The sequence below is a fragment of the Streptomyces sp. NPDC001904 genome (assembly GCF_040297005.1).
Taxonomy (GTDB): Bacteria; Actinomycetota; Actinomycetes; order Streptomycetales; family Streptomycetaceae; genus Streptomyces.
Genome location: NZ_JBEOYI010000006.1, coordinates 359650 through 374195 on the forward strand (window position 1 = coordinate 359650; position 14546 = coordinate 374195).

Genomic DNA, 14546 nt, shown 5'->3' on the forward strand with positions numbered 1-14546 from the left:
TAACCGTCGCTTGACCGCGCCATGGTGATCGGCTGACCTCGCCCATGCCCAACGGTCCCGGCGGACCCGCCTGGAGGGACGCGCGGGAACCGCGCACGCGGACAGCCGGCCCGGGGTGCTGACCGGGCCGGCCGGGATCGGGACGGCGCTCCACTCCGCCCGGTCGCCGTAGCGCTCGAAGGACCGTGGGGGCGGGTGCGGACTGTGGGGGCGGGTGCGGCTACCTCGACTCGGGGCCGCGGTGCTCGGCCGCGATGCCGAACCGCTGCCGTTCGCCCGGAGCGGACGACAAGGTGCCCACGCGGGAGACGGAACTGATCACCGGCTCCTCGGCCTGCGGCTCCATCTCCTCGAGTCGCTCCAGGTCAGCGGCCGATACGAGGGCGACGAGCGGCTTGCCGTGCCGGGTGACGACCACGCGCTCACCGCCGTACACCACGCGGTTGATCAATTCGGCGAGCTCAGCCCTGGCTTGCGTCACCGGAATCTCGTAGGCCATGCTCCCCATCGTACGTGATGTACATCCTGTACATTTTTTACAGGGGCGGCGCCCACAGCGCCCGCATCGTCATTGGAGGCTCCATGACCCGCCCGTCCGGCCGTTATGTCCTGCCCGAGTTCACCGAGCGCACCACGTCGGGGCAGCGCACCCTCGACCCCTATTCCAAGCTCCTGGAAGAGCGCATCGTCATGCTCGGGACGCCGATCGACGACACGTCGGCGAACGACGTGATGGCGCAGCTGATGCACCTCGAACACACGGCGCCGGAGCAGGACATCGCGCTGTACATCAACTCCCCCGGCGGCTCGTTCAGTGCCATGACGGCGATCTACGACACGATGCGGTACGTCAGTTGCGAGGTGGCGACGACCTGTCTGGGGCAGGCCGCGTCCGTCGCCGCGGTGCTCCTGGCCGCCGGTGCGCCGGGCAAGCGGATGATGCTTCCCGGGTCGCGGGTGGTGCTCGATCAGCCCGCGCTGCCCGAGCCGGCCCAGGGGCAGCCCACCGACCTGGAGATCCAGGCCCGTGAAATGGCGCGTACGCGGGCACGGTTGGAGAAACTGCTCGCGCACCACTCGGGCCGGCCGACGGAGCGGATCAGCGCGGACATCGAGCGGGACACCGTCCTCACGGCCCACCAGGCCCTGGACTACGGCCTGGTCGACCACGTGCTGCAGAGCCGCAAGACCACGCACGGCGCACCCGGCGCGAGGTGAGGCGGCCGTGTATCCGCCCGAACTGCCGCCGCTGCCCGCGCTGACCCGCGCCGAGTGCGAGCTGGTGGACGGCTATCTGGCCGTCGTCGATCTGCTGGCGCGGATCAACCCGGCGCGCGGCGACGACACCTACCGGGGCCTGCGGGCGGCCCAGGCGCTCGTCGCCCGGGCGGTGGCGCTCCGGGACGCCCTGGCCCTGATGCACCAGCGGGGCGAGAGCCGGGTGCACGCGGAGACCCTGGCGCGGGCGCTGCGCGTCCTGGACGGCGAGAGACGAACGAAGGCAGTCACCTTGCCGCCAGAAAACGCCACCTGACAGTCAGTTGGAGTCGCCGGACGCCCCTCGGCGGCCACGTCGTCCGCGGCCGCGGCGAAACGGGCCAGATGGGGTACCGCCGGATGGCGTAGATATGAGTAGACGCTGGAGACCGCAAGAGTTGCGCGACGGCGGTAGGCCGACACCGGAATTTCCGGTTCCGTGCCTGGTGCGGGCATGGTCGAGCATGGCCGCCGGGCCCCGAAAGCCGCACTGTCCACCTGAACGGGTCAAGCGTGAGGAGCCTCACTTACCGCCGGTTCAGCTCGGTTTTCACCGCAGAGGTGGGTCAAGATCCCTCCGACGACAAGCCCCCGCCGCCGCGGCGGGGCGGTCCGTGCGGACGCCGAGTCCTGCCGCCGCCCGGATGTCAGGTCGACAGGAGTGGATCGGCAGGAGTGGAGGACCCAGGCACGACGGGCCGCCGCAGCAACCGCTGCGAGCAGTCCTTGGGGTGAAGCCGCGTCCAGCGGCCGGGCATCTTCGCCAGCCCGAACCCGACAGGTCATCCTTCGCAGGCGGCTGACGAAGGGTTGCGCATGTCCGCGCTCAATCGTGTCCCCTCGCTGCTGACCCGGGCCGGCACCGCCTCGGCCCTGACCCTCGCCGTCGCGAGCGCCGGGCTGCTGGTCCCCGGCGCCGCGCCCGAGGCGTCGGCGGCCGTGGCCTCGTCCAAGGCTCTCCAGGTCGCGGCCTCGAAGAAGGGGGCGCCGTACAAGTGGGGCGCCACCGGCCCGCACCGGTTCGACTGCTCGGGGCTCACGCTGTACTCGTTCAAGCGAGCGGGCAAGAAGCTGCCCCGCACCGCCGCGCAGCAGTACAACAAGACCCGCCATGTGTCCGGGTCCCAGCGCAAGCGGGGCGACCTGGTGTTCTTCCACTCCGGCCGGAGCGTCTACCACGTCGGCATCTACGCCGGTAAGGGACGCATCTGGCACTCCCCGAAGACCGGGGACGTGGTGCGCCTGCAGAAGATCTGGACCAAGAGCGTCTGGTACGGCCGAGTGCGCTGACGCTCGCCCTCGGCCAGGATGTGGTGACGGGCCGGGCGCCAGGCCCGCCACCATGCCTCGATCGGCCGGAAGGGGTACGCGCACCGCATGGACGAACGGAACGAGACGCCGCTGCAGCGGGCCGACCGGAACTTCGGCGAGCTGCTGCAGGAGCTCCGGGTCACCCAGACCGGCGTGCAGTTCCTGTTCGCCTTTCTGCTCACCCTCGCGTTCACGCAGCGCTTTCCCACGCTCGACTCGGTGCAGCGCGCCACCTATGTGACGACGCTGCTCCTCGCGGTCGTCGCGGCCGCACTGCTGATGGCGCCCGCCGCGGTGCACCGGGTGCTGTTCCAGTTGGGGGCGAAGACCCGGATCGTCCGGGTCTCGTCACGGCTCGCCGCGTGCGGCATGGCCGCCCTCTCCCTCGCGCTCACGGGTTCGGTGCTGCTGGTGGTCGATGTGACGGTCGGCCGGGGCGGCGGCATCGCCGCGGGCGCAGGAACGTTCCTGGTGTGCGCGGGCCTGTGGGGCGTGCTGCCCGGGGTGCTCCGCCGCTCGCTGGCCGGGCGGCCCGCGGGCGAGGAGGGGTCCGGCTGACCGGCGCTCAGCCGATCGGGGCCGGGTGGGGGTCTCCGCCGGCCAGGGCGCTTCTCCAGGGCAGCGCGATCCACACCGTCTTGCCGCCCTCGGGGGTCGGGCAGACCGAGAGTCTGCCGCCGCACTCCGCCGTCAGACAGCGGATGATGACCATGCCCCGTCCGTTGTCCTGCTGCACCGCGGCGGGCAGCCGCTTGGGATAGCGGGGGTGGCTGTCGGTCACGCCGATCCGCAGCCGCTCGTCCCGCTCCAGTTCCAGCTCGACGGTGAAGGTGGGCGACAGGCCGCGGGTGTGCTGCACCGCGTTCGTCGCGAGTTCGGAAACGATCAGCCGGACCGTGTCGGCCGTGTCACCGTCTCCCGGCATGCCCCACTCCGTCAGCACGTTGCTCACGTACCTCCGGGCCGTGGAGACCGACGCGGGATCGCTCGGCAGTGTGACGGATGCTTCCTGGTGGTCTGCCATGGCGAAGTCGTCCCTTTCCTGCCGGGGCCGCTCGACCGCCCGCCGCGGATGCATCACTTCACCGGCCCCGGCTACTGCTTCGCGCCAGCGTGCCACTTGGATGCGCTTCCAGGGTGGCGATCCCCCAAGATATGCATATATCTGTCGCCCGAAGCGGTGAACTCTGCGACGGTAGACCGTATTTGGGCGAGCGCACGCCGGTTCCTCTACCGTCTGCTCAGGAGCCGTCCCCGCACGGGCCGGGAGGGAGAGCGGCCGCGCGGCCCGAAGGGCAGAGGAGTCAGCATGAAGTACGGTCCCGTGGTACGTCGCCGCAAACTGGGTGCCGAACTGCGCGCGCTGCGCGTGGGCGCCGGGCTCACCAGTGGTGAGGCCGCGCGACTCGTCGGATGGCACCAGTCCAAGGTGAGCCGGATCGAGACAGGACGCAGCGGCGTGAAGGCGTCGGACGTACTCCGTCTGCTCGACGCCTTCGACGCGAAGGACCCCCAACTACGTCAGCTCGTGGTGGCGTTGGCGGGGGCGGAGGATGTCGGCGGGCACCACTGGTGGCACGCGTACCGCGGTCTGCTGCCGCCCGCGTACCGCGACTTCATCAGCCTGGAGTCACAGGCATGCCGGATCTGGACGCTGGAGAACACCGTCGTGCCGGGGCTGCTGCAGACGCCGGAGTACGCCTACGCGGTGACGCGATCCGTTCTCGGCGGCATGTCCGAGGGGCACATCGAGGCACTGGTGGAAGTGCGTCTCGCGCGACAGGAGGTGCTGCGTTCGCAGACGCCCCTTCAGTTGACGGCCATCCTCGACGAGGCGGTACTCCGTCGCGAAGTGGGCGGAAAAGACATTCTGCAAAGGCAATTGGCACATTTGGCCGAGGTGGCCAGGCTGCCGCATGTCCGGATTCAGGTGCTTCCCTTCTCAGCAGGTGGGCACCTCGGTATCACCGGGCCTTTCGTTGTGTTCTCATTTCCGAACACAACTGATCTGGATGTGGTTGTTCTCGACCATTTGACGAGTAGTCTCTACCTCGAGCGGAAAGAAGACCTCAAGGCGTACACGGACGCCTTTGAAGCTCTTGAAGGACACGCTCTTTCGCCCGAGGACTCGCTCGAGTTCATCGCACAGATCGCCGGATAGCCGGGTGTGCGGGGCCGCCGACGCTCCGTCACGCTCCGGCACTGCGTCAGGGAGGCACCATGAATGCACTGCCTCGGTACGTTTCCGACAGCATGTCGCTGAACGGCGCGCGGTGGCGGCGCAGCAGCTACAGCACAGGCGCCAACAACTGCGTCGAGACGGCCCCCTTGCCTTCGGGGTCCACGGCCGGCCTCTTGGCCGTCCGCGACTCCAAGGACACGGCGGGACCCGCCGTGCTGTTCGCGCCTTCCGCCTGGGAAGGGTTCCTCAGCTCCCTGCGCTGACCGCGCCCCGGGGAGCCGTTCGACTGATCACCCGCACCGCCTCGGCGAGTTGCTCGTCGGTGAGGTCGGCGCGGGCGGTCAGCCGCAACCGTGAGACACCGTCCGGCACCGAGGGCGGACGGAAACAGCCCACCGCCAGTCCCGCCGCCCGGCAGGCCGCGGCCCAGCGCACCGCCTCGTCGGGCGAGGGTGCGCGCACCGAGACCACCGCCGCCTCCGGGCGAACGGCCGACAGGCCCTCATCGGTGAGGAGTTGATGCAGCGTCGCCGCGACCTCGCGGGCCCGTGTCGCCCGCCGGGGTTCGCGGCGCAGCAGTCGCAGTGCCGCGAGCGCGGCACCGGCGGCGGCCGGCGCGAGGCCGGTGTCGAAGATGAACGTACGCGCCGCATTGACGAGGTGCTCGATGACCGGTGCCGGTCCGAGGACCGCGCCGCCCTGGCTGCCGAACGACTTCGAGAGGGTCACGGTGGCGACGGTCCCGGGGTCGCCCGCGAGACCCGCCGCGTACGGGGCGCCGCGCCCGCCCGCCCCGAGGACACCGAGCCCGTGCGCGTCGTCGACGATCAGACCGGCCCCGAACTCCTGTGCCACGGAACTCAGTTCGGTGAGCGGCGCGCGGTCCCCGTCCACCGAGAAGACGGTGTCGCTGACCACCAGAGCCGGGCCGTCGTGCGTGCCGAGTGCCGCGCGGACGGCCTCGGGATCGGCGTGCGGTACGACGCGGGTGGTGGCGCGGGCCAGTCGGCAGCCGTCGATCAGGGAGGCGTGATTGGCCGCGTCGGAGACGATCAGCGAGCCCTGCGGGGCGAGCGCCGTGACGGCCGCGAGGTTCGCCGCGTAGCCGGACGACAGCACGAGCGCGGCCTCGAAGCCGCAGAACCCGGCCAGTTCCCGCTCCAGTTCCGCGTGGAGTTCGGTGGTGCCGGTGACGAGCCGCGAACCGGTCGCGCCGCCGCCCCAGCGGCGCGCCGCCTCGACCGCCCCCGCGACGGTCTCGGGGTGCCGGGCGAGGCCGAGATAGTCGTTGCTCGCCAGATCGAGCAGCGGGGAGTCGGCGGGACGCGGGCGCAGGGTGCGGACGAGTCCGGCGGCCTCGCGGGCGCGGCGCTGCTCGCCGAGCCAGCCGAAGGCCGGGGCGAGGGCGGGGGCAGGGGTGCTGTGCGCTGGAGCCATGACTCCCTCTGTTTGTAGGTAATGCACAGACCCTAGCCGCCGCGCCACCGGCCCAGGATGTGGCAATACCCACACGTCGAGCACCGTCCTTTGTACGAACTCTCCTTTCGCCGGGACACTTCTTTGAGCCAGGATCAGGGCTCATGGACCTGCTGAACACGCTGGTGGACAAGGGGCTTCGGCGCGAGACGCCGAGCCGTGAAGAAGCGCTCGCCGTCCTGGCGACGCGGGACGACGAACTGCTCGACGTGGTGGCCGCGGCCGGCAAGGTGCGCCGCCAGTGGTTCGGGCGCCGGGTGAAGCTGAACTACCTGGTGAACCTCAAGTCGGGCCTGTGCCCCGAGGATTGCTCGTACTGCTCCCAACGGCTCGGCTCGAAGGCGGAGATCCTCAAGTACACCTGGCTCAAGCCGGACGAGGCGTCGCAGGCGGCCGCCGCGGGTGTCGCGGGCGGCGCCAAGCGGGTGTGCCTGGTGGCGAGCGGGCGCGGCCCCACGGACAAGGACGTGGACCGGGTCGCGGCGACCATCGACGCGATCAAGGCGGAGAACGAGGGCGTCGAGGTGTGCGCCTGCCTCGGGCTGCTCTCCGACGGACAGGCGGAGCGGCTGCGCGGCGCGGGCGCCGACGCCTACAACCACAACCTGAACACGTCCGAGGCGACGTACGGCGACATCACCACGACGCACACGTACGCCGACCGGGTCGACACGGTGCAGAAGGCGCACGCGGCGGGTCTGTCCGCGTGTTCCGGGCTCATCGCCGGCATGGGAGAGAGCGACGAGGACCTGGTCGACGTCGTGTTCGGGCTGCGCGAGCTGGACCCGGACTCGGTCCCGGTGAACTTCCTGATCCCCTTCGAGGGGACGCCGCTGGCCAAGGAGTGGAACCTCACGCCGCAGCGCTGTCTGCGGATCCTGGCCATGGTCCGCTTCGTCTGCCCGGACGTGGAGGTGCGGATCGCGGGCGGCCGCGAGGTGCATCTGCGCACGATGCAGCCGCTGGCCCTGCACATCGCCAACTCCATCTTCCTGGGCGACTACCTGACCAGTGAGGGCCAGGCGGGCAGGGCGGACCTGGAGATGATCGCGGACGCCGGGTTCGAGGTGGAGGGCACCGACCAGGTGACGCTGCCGGAGCACCGCGCGGGCGGCTGCGGCTCGGTCTGCGGGCCCGAGGAGGCCGAGGCCGCCGGGACGCCCGAGGTGTCGGAGGCGCGGACCGACCTGGTCGCCGTACGCCGCCGGGGCGCCGGGACGGATCTCGCGCCCAATGCCTGATCCGCGCATCGAGGAACTGCTCCGGCTCGACCGGGATCACGTCTGGCATCCGTACGGCCCCATGCCCGGTCGGCAGCAGCCCCTGGTCGTCGAGTCGGCGGCCGGGGTGCGGCTGCGGGTCGCCGGGCACGGCGAGCTGGTCGACGGGATGTCGTCGTGGTGGTCGGCGATCCACGGCTACAACCACCCGGTCCTCAACGAGGCGGCGCGCGGGCAGTTGGACCGGATGAGCCACGTGATGTTCGGCGGGCTCACCCACGAACCGGCGGTCCGGCTCGCGCAGCGGCTCGTCGAGATCTCGCCGGCCGGTCTCGAGCACGTGTTCCTCGCCGACTCGGGGTCCGTGTCGGTCGAGGTCGCGCTGAAGATGTGCCTGCAGTACTGGCGCTCGCTCGGGCGGCCGGAGAAGCGCCGGATGCTGACCTGGCGGGGCGGCTACCACGGCGACACCTGGCAGCCGATGTCCGTGTGCGACCCCGAGGGCGGGATGCACGGCCTGTGGTCCGGTGTGCTGCCGGAGCAGGTGTTCGCGGACGCTCCGCCGAGCGCGTACGAGGAGTCGTACGCGGAGCATCTGCGGCGCACCGTGGAACGGCACGCGCACGAGTTGGCCGCCGTGATCGTGGAGCCGGTGGTGCAGGGCGCCGGCGGGATGCGCTTCCACTCCCCCGCGTATCTGCGGGTGCTGCGGGAGGCGTGCGACGCGCACGACGTGCTGCTGGTGTTCGACGAGATCGCTACGGGCTTCGGGCGCACGGGCGCGCTGTTCGCGGCGGAGCACGCCGCGCTCACCCCCGATGTGATGTGTGTGGGCAAGGCGCTGACCGGCGGATATCTGACGCTGGCCGCGACGCTGTGCACGGCACGGGTGGCTCAGGGCATCTCGCGCGGCGAGGTGCCGGTGCTGGCGCACGGGCCGACCTTCATGGGCAATCCACTGGCCGCCGCCGTGGCGTGCGCCTCGATCGATCTGCTGCTCGGGCAGGACTGGCTCGGCGAGGTGAAGCGGATCGAGGCCGGGCTGCGTGAGGGGCTGTCGGCGGCGTGGGACGTACCGGGAGTCCGGGACGTGCGGGTGCTCGGCGCGATCGGTGTCGTCCAGCTCGACCACGAGGTGGAGATCGCCGCGGCCACCCGCGCCGCGGTCGCCGAGGGGGTGTGGGTGCGGCCGTTCCGGGACCTCGTCTACACCATGCCGCCGTACGTCACGGGTGACGAGGATCTGGCACGGATCACGCGTGCGGTGTGCGCCGCCGCGAGGGAAGGGTGAACGGGCATGACCGTATGGGTGGTCACCGGGACGGGGACCGAGATCGGCAAGACCGTGACGACGGCGGCGCTGGCGGCGGTCGCCGTCCGGGCCGGGCGTTCGGTGGCGGTGCTCAAGCCCGCCCAGACCGGGGTCGCGCCGGATGAGCCGGGCGATGTCGCCGAAGTGGTGCGGCTGGCCGGCGAACAGGTGACCGGGGTCGAGCTGGCCCGTTATCCGGAACCGCTGGCGCCGGGGACGGCCGCTGCCCGGGCCGGGCTGGCGCCGGTCGGGCCCGCCGAGATCGCCGAGGCGGCCGCGAAGCTGGCGGCCTCGCACGATCTGGTGCTGGTCGAGGGCGCCGGCGGACTGCTCGTGCACCTCGACGGGCAGGGGTCCACCCTGGCGGACGCCGCGCGGCTGATCGGTGCGCCGGTCGTGGTGGTGGCGCGGGCCGGGCTCGGGACGCTGAACTCGGTGCAGCTGACCGCGGAGGCGCTGCGGGCCCGCGGGCTGACGCAGGCCGGGGTCGTCATCGGGGCCTGGCCCCGGGATCCCGGACTCGCCGAGCGCTGCAACGTGGCGGACCTGCCGAAGGTCGCCGGGGCCGCGCTGCTCGGAGCGGTGCCGGAGGCGTCCGGGGGGCTCTCGGCGGATAGGTTCCGGGCGTCGGCAGGAGGCTGGGTCGCGCCCGAGCTGGGCGGGGTGTGGGACGGGGCCGCGTTCGCTCGCCGTTGGGGTTCCGCGGGCGAGTTCTGAGAGCGCGCCTCGCGTCGTGGCTGGTCGCGCAGTTCCCCGCGCCCCTGAGATGCGCACTTCGTGCGGCGTCCGCGGCGCAGCCGCAGCCTCAGGGGCGCCCCCCCCCCCGGCCACCGGAGAAACCACGCTCCGCGTTGACGCACGCCCCGGTCGGGGAAGACTCCGGTCACGACACGACAGGAGGCGCGCGATGACGGATCGGCCTCGCACAGCAACGGGGGACGCCGTGCGGCACCCCGTGTTCGCCCGGTTCTACGCGGGACTCAGTGAACGGATCGAGCCGTTCATGGGCCCGGTGCGCAGCGAACTGCTCGCCGGGCTCTCGGGCAGGGTGCTCGAGGTCGGAGCGGGGAACGGGCTGAACTTCGGCCACTACCCCGCCGCGGTCTCCGAGGTCGTCGCCATCGAGCCGGAGCGGGGCCTGCGCCGGCTGGCCGTCGAGGCGGCGCAGCGCGTGGACGTCCCGGTGGACGTGGCGCCGGGGACCGCGGAGGCGCTGCCGGTCAAGAGCGAGGGGTACGACGCCGTCGTGCTCTGTCTCGTGCTGTGCAGCCTGCGCGACGTGACGCGGGCCCTGGGTGAGGTGCGGCGGGTGCTGCGGCCCGGCGGCGAGGTGCGGTTCTTCGAGCACGGGCGGGCGCCGGGGCGGGCGATGCGCGGGGCGCAGAAGGGCCTCGACCGGACGGTGTGGCCGCTGCTCTTCGGCGGGTGTCACACCGCGCGGGACACGGTGGCCGACCTGCGCGGGGCCGGGTTCGAGATCGGGGAGCACCGGAGGCTGATCGTCCCGGATCGCGGGCCGCGGCTGCCCACCTCGTACTGCGTGCTCGGCACGGCCCGACTCCCCTGAGGCGCAGGCTTCACCGGCTCCAGCCGCGCAGTTCCTTCTCGATGTCGTGGACGCTGGCGCCGTCGTGCTTCACCAGCCGGGCCAGTTCCCTGACCTGCTCCGGGGACGTGGTCACCGGCACCCCGCTGGCGACCAGGTAGGCATAGGCGACGGCGGTGGCGTACATCGCGTTCGACCGTTCCAACGCCGGTACGTGGATGAGCAGTTGCAGGAGTGCGGCGGCGCGCGCCTGCGGGGAGTCGTAGACCGGGAGGTCGAGGATCCGCGCGGTGTGCCGGGACACCGCCGCCACGAGGGCGCCCCAGTCGGTGACCTGCGGGTCGCCCGGGGTCTTCTGTTCGGCGACCATCAGCAGCCAGGCGAGGTCGACCGTGAAGTGCGGGGCGCCGCTCACGTCACTCAACGGGGCGGCGCCGGCCTTCGGTGTCCGGGCCGAACTCCTCGGCGAAGACCGTCTCGTACCGCTGCATGAAGTCGGCGGCGGCGTCGACGAACATGCGGCCCTGCTCGCCCGCGTCCCGCCGGACGAGCTCCTCGATGTAGCGGTTCACGCTCATCCCGCGGGCCAGGGCCCGCTCGCGGGCGGCGCGCGCGGTGTCCGCGTCCACCCGCACGTTCAGCTGCGTCTTCGGCATGCCTTCACGCTAGCGCCGGTCCGCTAGCACCGGCAAGAGCGGTGCGCCGCCGTCGGCCCGGGTACGGGAAGACGTTGTCTGCGTTCACATAGTGCGGTCGCCGCCCGGATGCTGAGAACATGGGGACGGCCGTGAGGCAGGTCGAGTGAGGAAGATCCAGGTCGCAGGCCGTGCGCCTGCGCTCCTGCCCGCGATGAACACTTGCATTCCCCCGATGAACAACCGGGCCAGAGAGCCGAGGGACAGATACCGATGCCGAACGCACGGCACACCACGAACGACAGTGAATCCGCCCAGGCCGGCGAGGGTGCGAGCCCGTCGGGCAAGGTCCAGTCCCTGGAGCGCGCGATCACTCTGCTGCGGGCGGCGGCCGACAGCGCGCCGGACGGCGACACCGCGACGAATCTCGCCGCCCGCTGCGAGTTGAACCGGGCGACGGCCTGGCGGCTGCTGTCGACCATGGAGCGGTTCGGCCTGGTGGAGCGCAGCCCGGTGACCAACCGCTACACGATCGGCTTCGAGGTGGCCCGGATGGCGTCGGCCGCCGGGTACGACGGGCTGATCCGCCGCGCGCACGGCACCCTGCGCCGGGTCAGCGAGCAGACCGGCGAGACGGCCGACCTCGCGGTGGTGCAACAGCTCGGGCTCACCTACGTCGACGAGGTGACGCCGCCGGTGGTGCTCAGCGCCAAGTGGCTGGGCCGACAGGTGCCGTTGCACGCCACGTCCACCGGCAAGGCCCTGCTCGCCTGGCTGCCCGAGGACGAGGGGGACGCGCTGCTCGGCGACGCGCTGAAGGCGTACACGGACACGACGATCACCGACCGGCGACGCCTCAGGGCCGATCTCGAACGGACCCGTGAGCGCGGGTACAGCGTCTGCACGGGCGAGATGGAACGGAGCCTGTACGGGGTCTCCGCGCCGGTGCTCGGCAGCCGCGGCCGGCCGTTCGCGGTGGTCAGCATCTGGGGGCCGCACGACCGGGTGCCGGAGTCACGCTTCGAGACGCTCGGACCGCTCGCGCGGGCCGCCGCGGAGGAGATCGCACGGGCCACGGAGACGCTCTGACAGCCGCTCTTCCGGCGTTCATTTGGTGCGATGCTCGCTCGCATAATGAAACGGAGACTTGAGGTTGCGGCCGGTCCGTGGTTACGGTCGTGACGTCCCGACCCCGAGCCGCCCGCCCTTCGGGCCCTTCTCCCGTCGCCCGCCCGCCTCACTCCCGAGAGGAACCGACGCGACCCATGAACCAGGACGTCATCATCACCTGCGCCCTCACCGGCGCAGGTGACACCGTGCGCAAGAGCCCCCACGTCCCCGTCACCCCCGAGCAGATCGCCGCCTCCGCGGTGCAGGCCGCCGAGGCCGGTGCCGCCGCGGTCCACATCCACGTACGTGATCCGGAGACCGGTGCGCCGTCACGCGATCCGCGGTTGTACCGCGAGGTCGTCGAGCGCATCAAGGAGACCGGCACCGACGTCGTCATCAACCTCACCGCCGGCATGGGCGGCGACCTGGTCGTCGACCCCGACGAGCCACTGCGCCACCTGCCCGGCACCGACCTCGTCGGCGGCCTTGAGCGGCTGCCGCACGTCGAGCAACTGCTGCCGGACATCTGCACCCTGGACTGCGGCTCGCTGAACTTCGGGGACGGCTCGAACCTCTACATCTCCACGCCCGACATGCTGCGGGCCGGGGCCGCGCGCATCCAGGAGCTGGGTGTGCGGCCGGAGTTGGAGATCTTCGACACCGGACACCTGTGGTTCGCGAAGCAGTTGCTCGCCGAGGGGCTGCTCGACGACCCGACCGTCTTCCAGCTCTGCATGGGCGTGCCCTGGGGCGCGCCCGCCGATCCCGGCGTGCTCCAGTCGATGGTCGCCATGCTCCCCGACGGCGCCCAGTGGGCGAGCTTCGCGCTCGGCCGGATGCAGATGCCGTGGGTGGCGCAGTCGGTCCTGCTCGGCGGGCACGTGCGCGTCGGCCTGGAGGACAACCTCTATCTCGGCAAGGGGGTCAAGGCCACCAACGCCCAGCTGGTGGAACGGGCCGTGACGATCGTCGAGGCGATGGGCGCCCGGATCGCCACGCCCGACGAGGCCCGCCTCAAGCTCGGCCTCAAGCCCCGCAGTTGAGCCACGACCACCCCAAGGAGCCTTCCGTGAGTTCCCCGAAGAGGACCTCCCCCGAGAGCGTGCGCCGAGTCGCCTGCGTCGGCGCCGGAGTGATCGGCGGCGGCTGGGTCGCGCACTTCCTCGGCCGCGGCTACGACGTCACCGCGTGGGACCCGGCGCCGGACGCCGGGGCCCGGCTGCGACGCCTGGTGGACGCGGCCTGGCCCGCACTCGAACAGCTGGGGCTCGCCCCCGGCGCGTCGCCGGACCGGCTGACGGTCACCGGCACCCTCGAAGAGGCCGTAGCAGACGCCGAGTTCGTGCAGGAGAGCGCGCCGGAGAAGCTGGAGCTCAAGCGCGACCTGCTCGCGACGCTGGACGCCGCGACCCCCGCCGGCGTCGTGATCGCCTCCTCCACCTCCGGCTATCCGATGACGGACATGCAGACGGCGGCGGCCACTCCCGGACGTCTCGTCGTCGGGCATCCCTTCAATCCGCCGTACCTCGTACCGCTCGTCGAGGTGGCGGGCGGCGAGGACACCGACGCGGACGCCGTGGACTGGCTGTCCCGCTTCTACGAGTGCGCGGGCAAGTCCGTGATCACCATGGACCGGGAGGTCCCCGGCTTCATCGCCAACCGCCTCCAGGAGGCCCTGTGGCGCGAGGCCCTGCACATGGTGGCGAACGGCGAGGCGACGGTCGCCGACATCGACCGCTCCATCACCGAGGGGCCGGGGCTGCGCTGGGCGGTCATGGGCCCGATGCTCACCTTCGCGCTGGCGGGCGGCGAGGGCGGCATGGCCCACATGCTCGACCACTTCGGGCCGTCCCTGAAGTCCCCGTGGACCCGGCTCGAAGCCCCCGAGCTCGACAAGGAGCTGTACGACGCCGTGGTCTCCGGCTGCGACGACGCCGCCGCCGGGCGCACCGTCGCCGACCTGGTCGGCGAGCGCGACCGGGGCGTCATCGCCGTCCTGCGCGCGACCGGCCGGCTGCCCCGGGGCGGTGACGCGTGAGCGGCCTCCCGCTGTTCCACGAGACCGTGCGTCCGGAGTGGATCGACTACAACGGCCACATGAGCGAGGCGTACTACGTCCTGGTCTTCGGGTTCGCGACGGACGCGCTGATGGACCGGACGGGAGTGGACGCCGTCCACCGCGAGCGCACCGGCTGCTCGCTGTACACCGTCGAGTCCCACGTCCGCTATCTGCGGGACGTCCCCGAGGGGACCGCGCTCACCGTACGGACGCGGGTGCTCGGAGCGGCCGGGAAGAAGGTGCGGTTCGCGCACGAGATGTTCGCCGGCGGCCCGGAGGCCGTCGCCACCATCGAACTGCTCGCCCTGTACGTCGATCAGAAGGCGGGCCGGGCGGTCCCCTTCCCCGACGCGCTGCGGGACCGGCTCGCGGCCCTGGCGGAACCGGCGCCGCCGTGGGCGGGGCGGTCGGTGACCGGTCCCTGAAAACCTTTGCGGG

19 protein-coding genes and 1 riboswitch are annotated in these 14546 nt (G+C 71.8%); of the genes, 14 read left to right on the forward strand and 5 right to left on the reverse strand.

Annotation, left to right across the window (positions count from 1 at the left end):
• Window positions 1-220: 220 nt before the first annotated feature.
• Window positions 221-499, reverse strand: a complete 279-nt coding sequence (locus tag ABT127_RS13080; protein WP_351448097.1) for a type II toxin-antitoxin system Phd/YefM family antitoxin — start codon at window positions 497-499, stop codon at window positions 221-223.
• 83 nt (window positions 500-582) lie between these two features.
• Between ABT127_RS13080 and ABT127_RS13085 the strand changes: the two genes are divergently transcribed.
• The 4 genes from ABT127_RS13085 to ABT127_RS13100 all read left to right on the forward strand — a co-directional run bounded on the left by ABT127_RS13085 (window position 583) and on the right by ABT127_RS13100 (window position 3126).
• Window positions 583-1218 carry an ATP-dependent Clp protease proteolytic subunit gene (locus ABT127_RS13085; RefSeq protein WP_351448100.1) on the forward strand — a complete coding sequence of 212 codons (636 nt, stop codon included), beginning with the start codon at window positions 583-585 and terminating at the stop codon, window positions 1216-1218.
• Between the two features lie 7 nt (window positions 1219-1225).
• On the forward strand, window positions 1226-1534 hold the full coding sequence (locus tag ABT127_RS13090; RefSeq protein ID WP_351448103.1) for a hypothetical protein: 309 nt from the start codon (window positions 1226-1228) through the stop codon (window positions 1532-1534).
• Between the two features lie 412 nt (window positions 1535-1946).
• Window positions 1947-2070: riboswitch (cyclic di-AMP (ydaO/yuaA leader) on the forward strand.
• A gap of 3 nt (window positions 2071-2073) precedes the next feature.
• The gene (locus tag ABT127_RS13095) at window positions 2074-2547 is read left to right on the forward strand and encodes a C40 family peptidase (RefSeq protein ID WP_351448104.1); all 474 of its coding nucleotides are present in this window, start codon (window positions 2074-2076) and stop codon (window positions 2545-2547) included.
• A gap of 87 nt (window positions 2548-2634) precedes the next feature.
• Window positions 2635-3126 (forward strand): DUF6328 family protein, encoded by a 492-nt coding sequence (locus ABT127_RS13100; RefSeq protein ID WP_351448106.1) that lies wholly within the window; start codon window positions 2635-2637, stop codon window positions 3124-3126.
• Between the two features lie 7 nt (window positions 3127-3133).
• Here ABT127_RS13100 and ABT127_RS13105 read toward each other — a convergent pair whose 3' ends face one another.
• Window positions 3134-3592, reverse strand: a complete 459-nt coding sequence (locus ABT127_RS13105) for an ATP-binding protein (RefSeq protein ID WP_351448109.1) — start codon at window positions 3590-3592, stop codon at window positions 3134-3136.
• Window positions 3593-3877: 285 nt separating this feature from the next.
• On the opposite strand from ABT127_RS13105, the gene ABT127_RS13110 reads away from it, so the two are divergent.
• Together ABT127_RS13110 and ABT127_RS13115 are read left to right on the forward strand one after the other, a co-directional pair.
• Window positions 3878-4729: a helix-turn-helix domain-containing protein gene (locus ABT127_RS13110; RefSeq protein WP_351448111.1), complete on the forward strand. Its 852-nt coding sequence runs from the start codon at window positions 3878-3880 to the stop codon at window positions 4727-4729.
• A 59-nt stretch (window positions 4730-4788) separates the two neighbouring features.
• On the forward strand, window positions 4789-5013 hold the full coding sequence (locus ABT127_RS13115; protein WP_351448113.1) for a DUF397 domain-containing protein: 225 nt from the start codon (window positions 4789-4791) through the stop codon (window positions 5011-5013).
• On the opposite strand, the gene ABT127_RS13120 is transcribed toward ABT127_RS13115, so the two are convergent.
• Window positions 4997-6187 (reverse strand): 8-amino-7-oxononanoate synthase, encoded by a 1191-nt coding sequence (locus tag ABT127_RS13120; protein ID WP_351448115.1) that lies wholly within the window; start codon window positions 6185-6187, stop codon window positions 4997-4999. The genes ABT127_RS13115 and ABT127_RS13120 overlap by 17 nt on opposite strands.
• Before the next feature lie 143 nt (window positions 6188-6330).
• Here ABT127_RS13120 and bioB point away from each other — a divergent pair, with 143 nt between their 5' ends.
• The 4 genes from bioB (at window position 6331) to ABT127_RS13140 (ending at window position 10325) form a co-directional block, all read left to right on the forward strand.
• Window positions 6331-7467, forward strand: coding sequence for a biotin synthase BioB (gene bioB / locus ABT127_RS13125; protein ID WP_351448117.1), 1137 nt, complete (start codon window positions 6331-6333; stop codon window positions 7465-7467).
• The gene (locus ABT127_RS13130) at window positions 7460-8737 is read left to right on the forward strand and encodes an adenosylmethionine--8-amino-7-oxononanoate transaminase (protein WP_351448119.1); all 1278 of its coding nucleotides are present in this window, start codon (window positions 7460-7462) and stop codon (window positions 8735-8737) included. Before bioB ends, ABT127_RS13130 begins: the two co-directional genes overlap by 8 nt.
• Window positions 8738-8743: 6 nt before the next feature.
• Window positions 8744-9475 (forward strand): dethiobiotin synthase, encoded by a 732-nt coding sequence (bioD, locus tag ABT127_RS13135; protein ID WP_351448122.1) that lies wholly within the window; start codon window positions 8744-8746, stop codon window positions 9473-9475.
• Between the two features lie 190 nt (window positions 9476-9665).
• Entirely contained in the window at window positions 9666-10325 is a 660-nt protein-coding gene (locus ABT127_RS13140; protein WP_351448124.1) for a class I SAM-dependent methyltransferase, read from the forward strand.
• 10 nt (window positions 10326-10335) lie between these two features.
• On the opposite strand, the gene ABT127_RS13145 is transcribed toward ABT127_RS13140, so the two are convergent.
• Window positions 10336-10674 (reverse strand): fic family toxin-antitoxin system, toxin component, encoded by a 339-nt coding sequence (locus ABT127_RS13145; protein ID WP_351448236.1) that lies wholly within the window; start codon window positions 10672-10674, stop codon window positions 10336-10338.
• 46 nt (window positions 10675-10720) lie between these two features.
• Window positions 10721-10960 carry a toxin-antitoxin system HicB family antitoxin gene (locus ABT127_RS13150; protein WP_351448126.1) on the reverse strand — a complete coding sequence of 80 codons (240 nt, stop codon included), beginning with the start codon at window positions 10958-10960 and terminating at the stop codon, window positions 10721-10723.
• A gap of 252 nt (window positions 10961-11212) precedes the next feature.
• Between ABT127_RS13150 and ABT127_RS13155 the strand changes: the two genes are divergently transcribed.
• The 4 genes from ABT127_RS13155 to ABT127_RS13170 all read left to right on the forward strand — a co-directional run bounded on the left by ABT127_RS13155 (window position 11213) and on the right by ABT127_RS13170 (window position 14533).
• Complete coding sequence (locus ABT127_RS13155) at window positions 11213-12028, forward strand: IclR family transcriptional regulator (protein ID WP_351448128.1); 816 nt, start codon at window positions 11213-11215, stop codon at window positions 12026-12028.
• A gap of 176 nt (window positions 12029-12204) precedes the next feature.
• Window positions 12205-13092: a beta-keto acid cleavage family enzyme gene (locus ABT127_RS13160; protein ID WP_351448130.1), complete on the forward strand. Its 888-nt coding sequence runs from the start codon at window positions 12205-12207 to the stop codon at window positions 13090-13092.
• Window positions 13093-13118: 26 nt separating this feature from the next.
• Window positions 13119-14087 (forward strand): 3-hydroxyacyl-CoA dehydrogenase NAD-binding domain-containing protein, encoded by a 969-nt coding sequence (locus tag ABT127_RS13165; RefSeq protein ID WP_351448132.1) that lies wholly within the window; start codon window positions 13119-13121, stop codon window positions 14085-14087.
• Entirely contained in the window at window positions 14084-14533 is a 450-nt protein-coding gene (locus ABT127_RS13170) for a thioesterase family protein (protein ID WP_351448134.1), read from the forward strand. Before ABT127_RS13165 ends, ABT127_RS13170 begins: the two co-directional genes overlap by 4 nt.
• Window positions 14534-14546 lie beyond the last annotated feature (13 nt).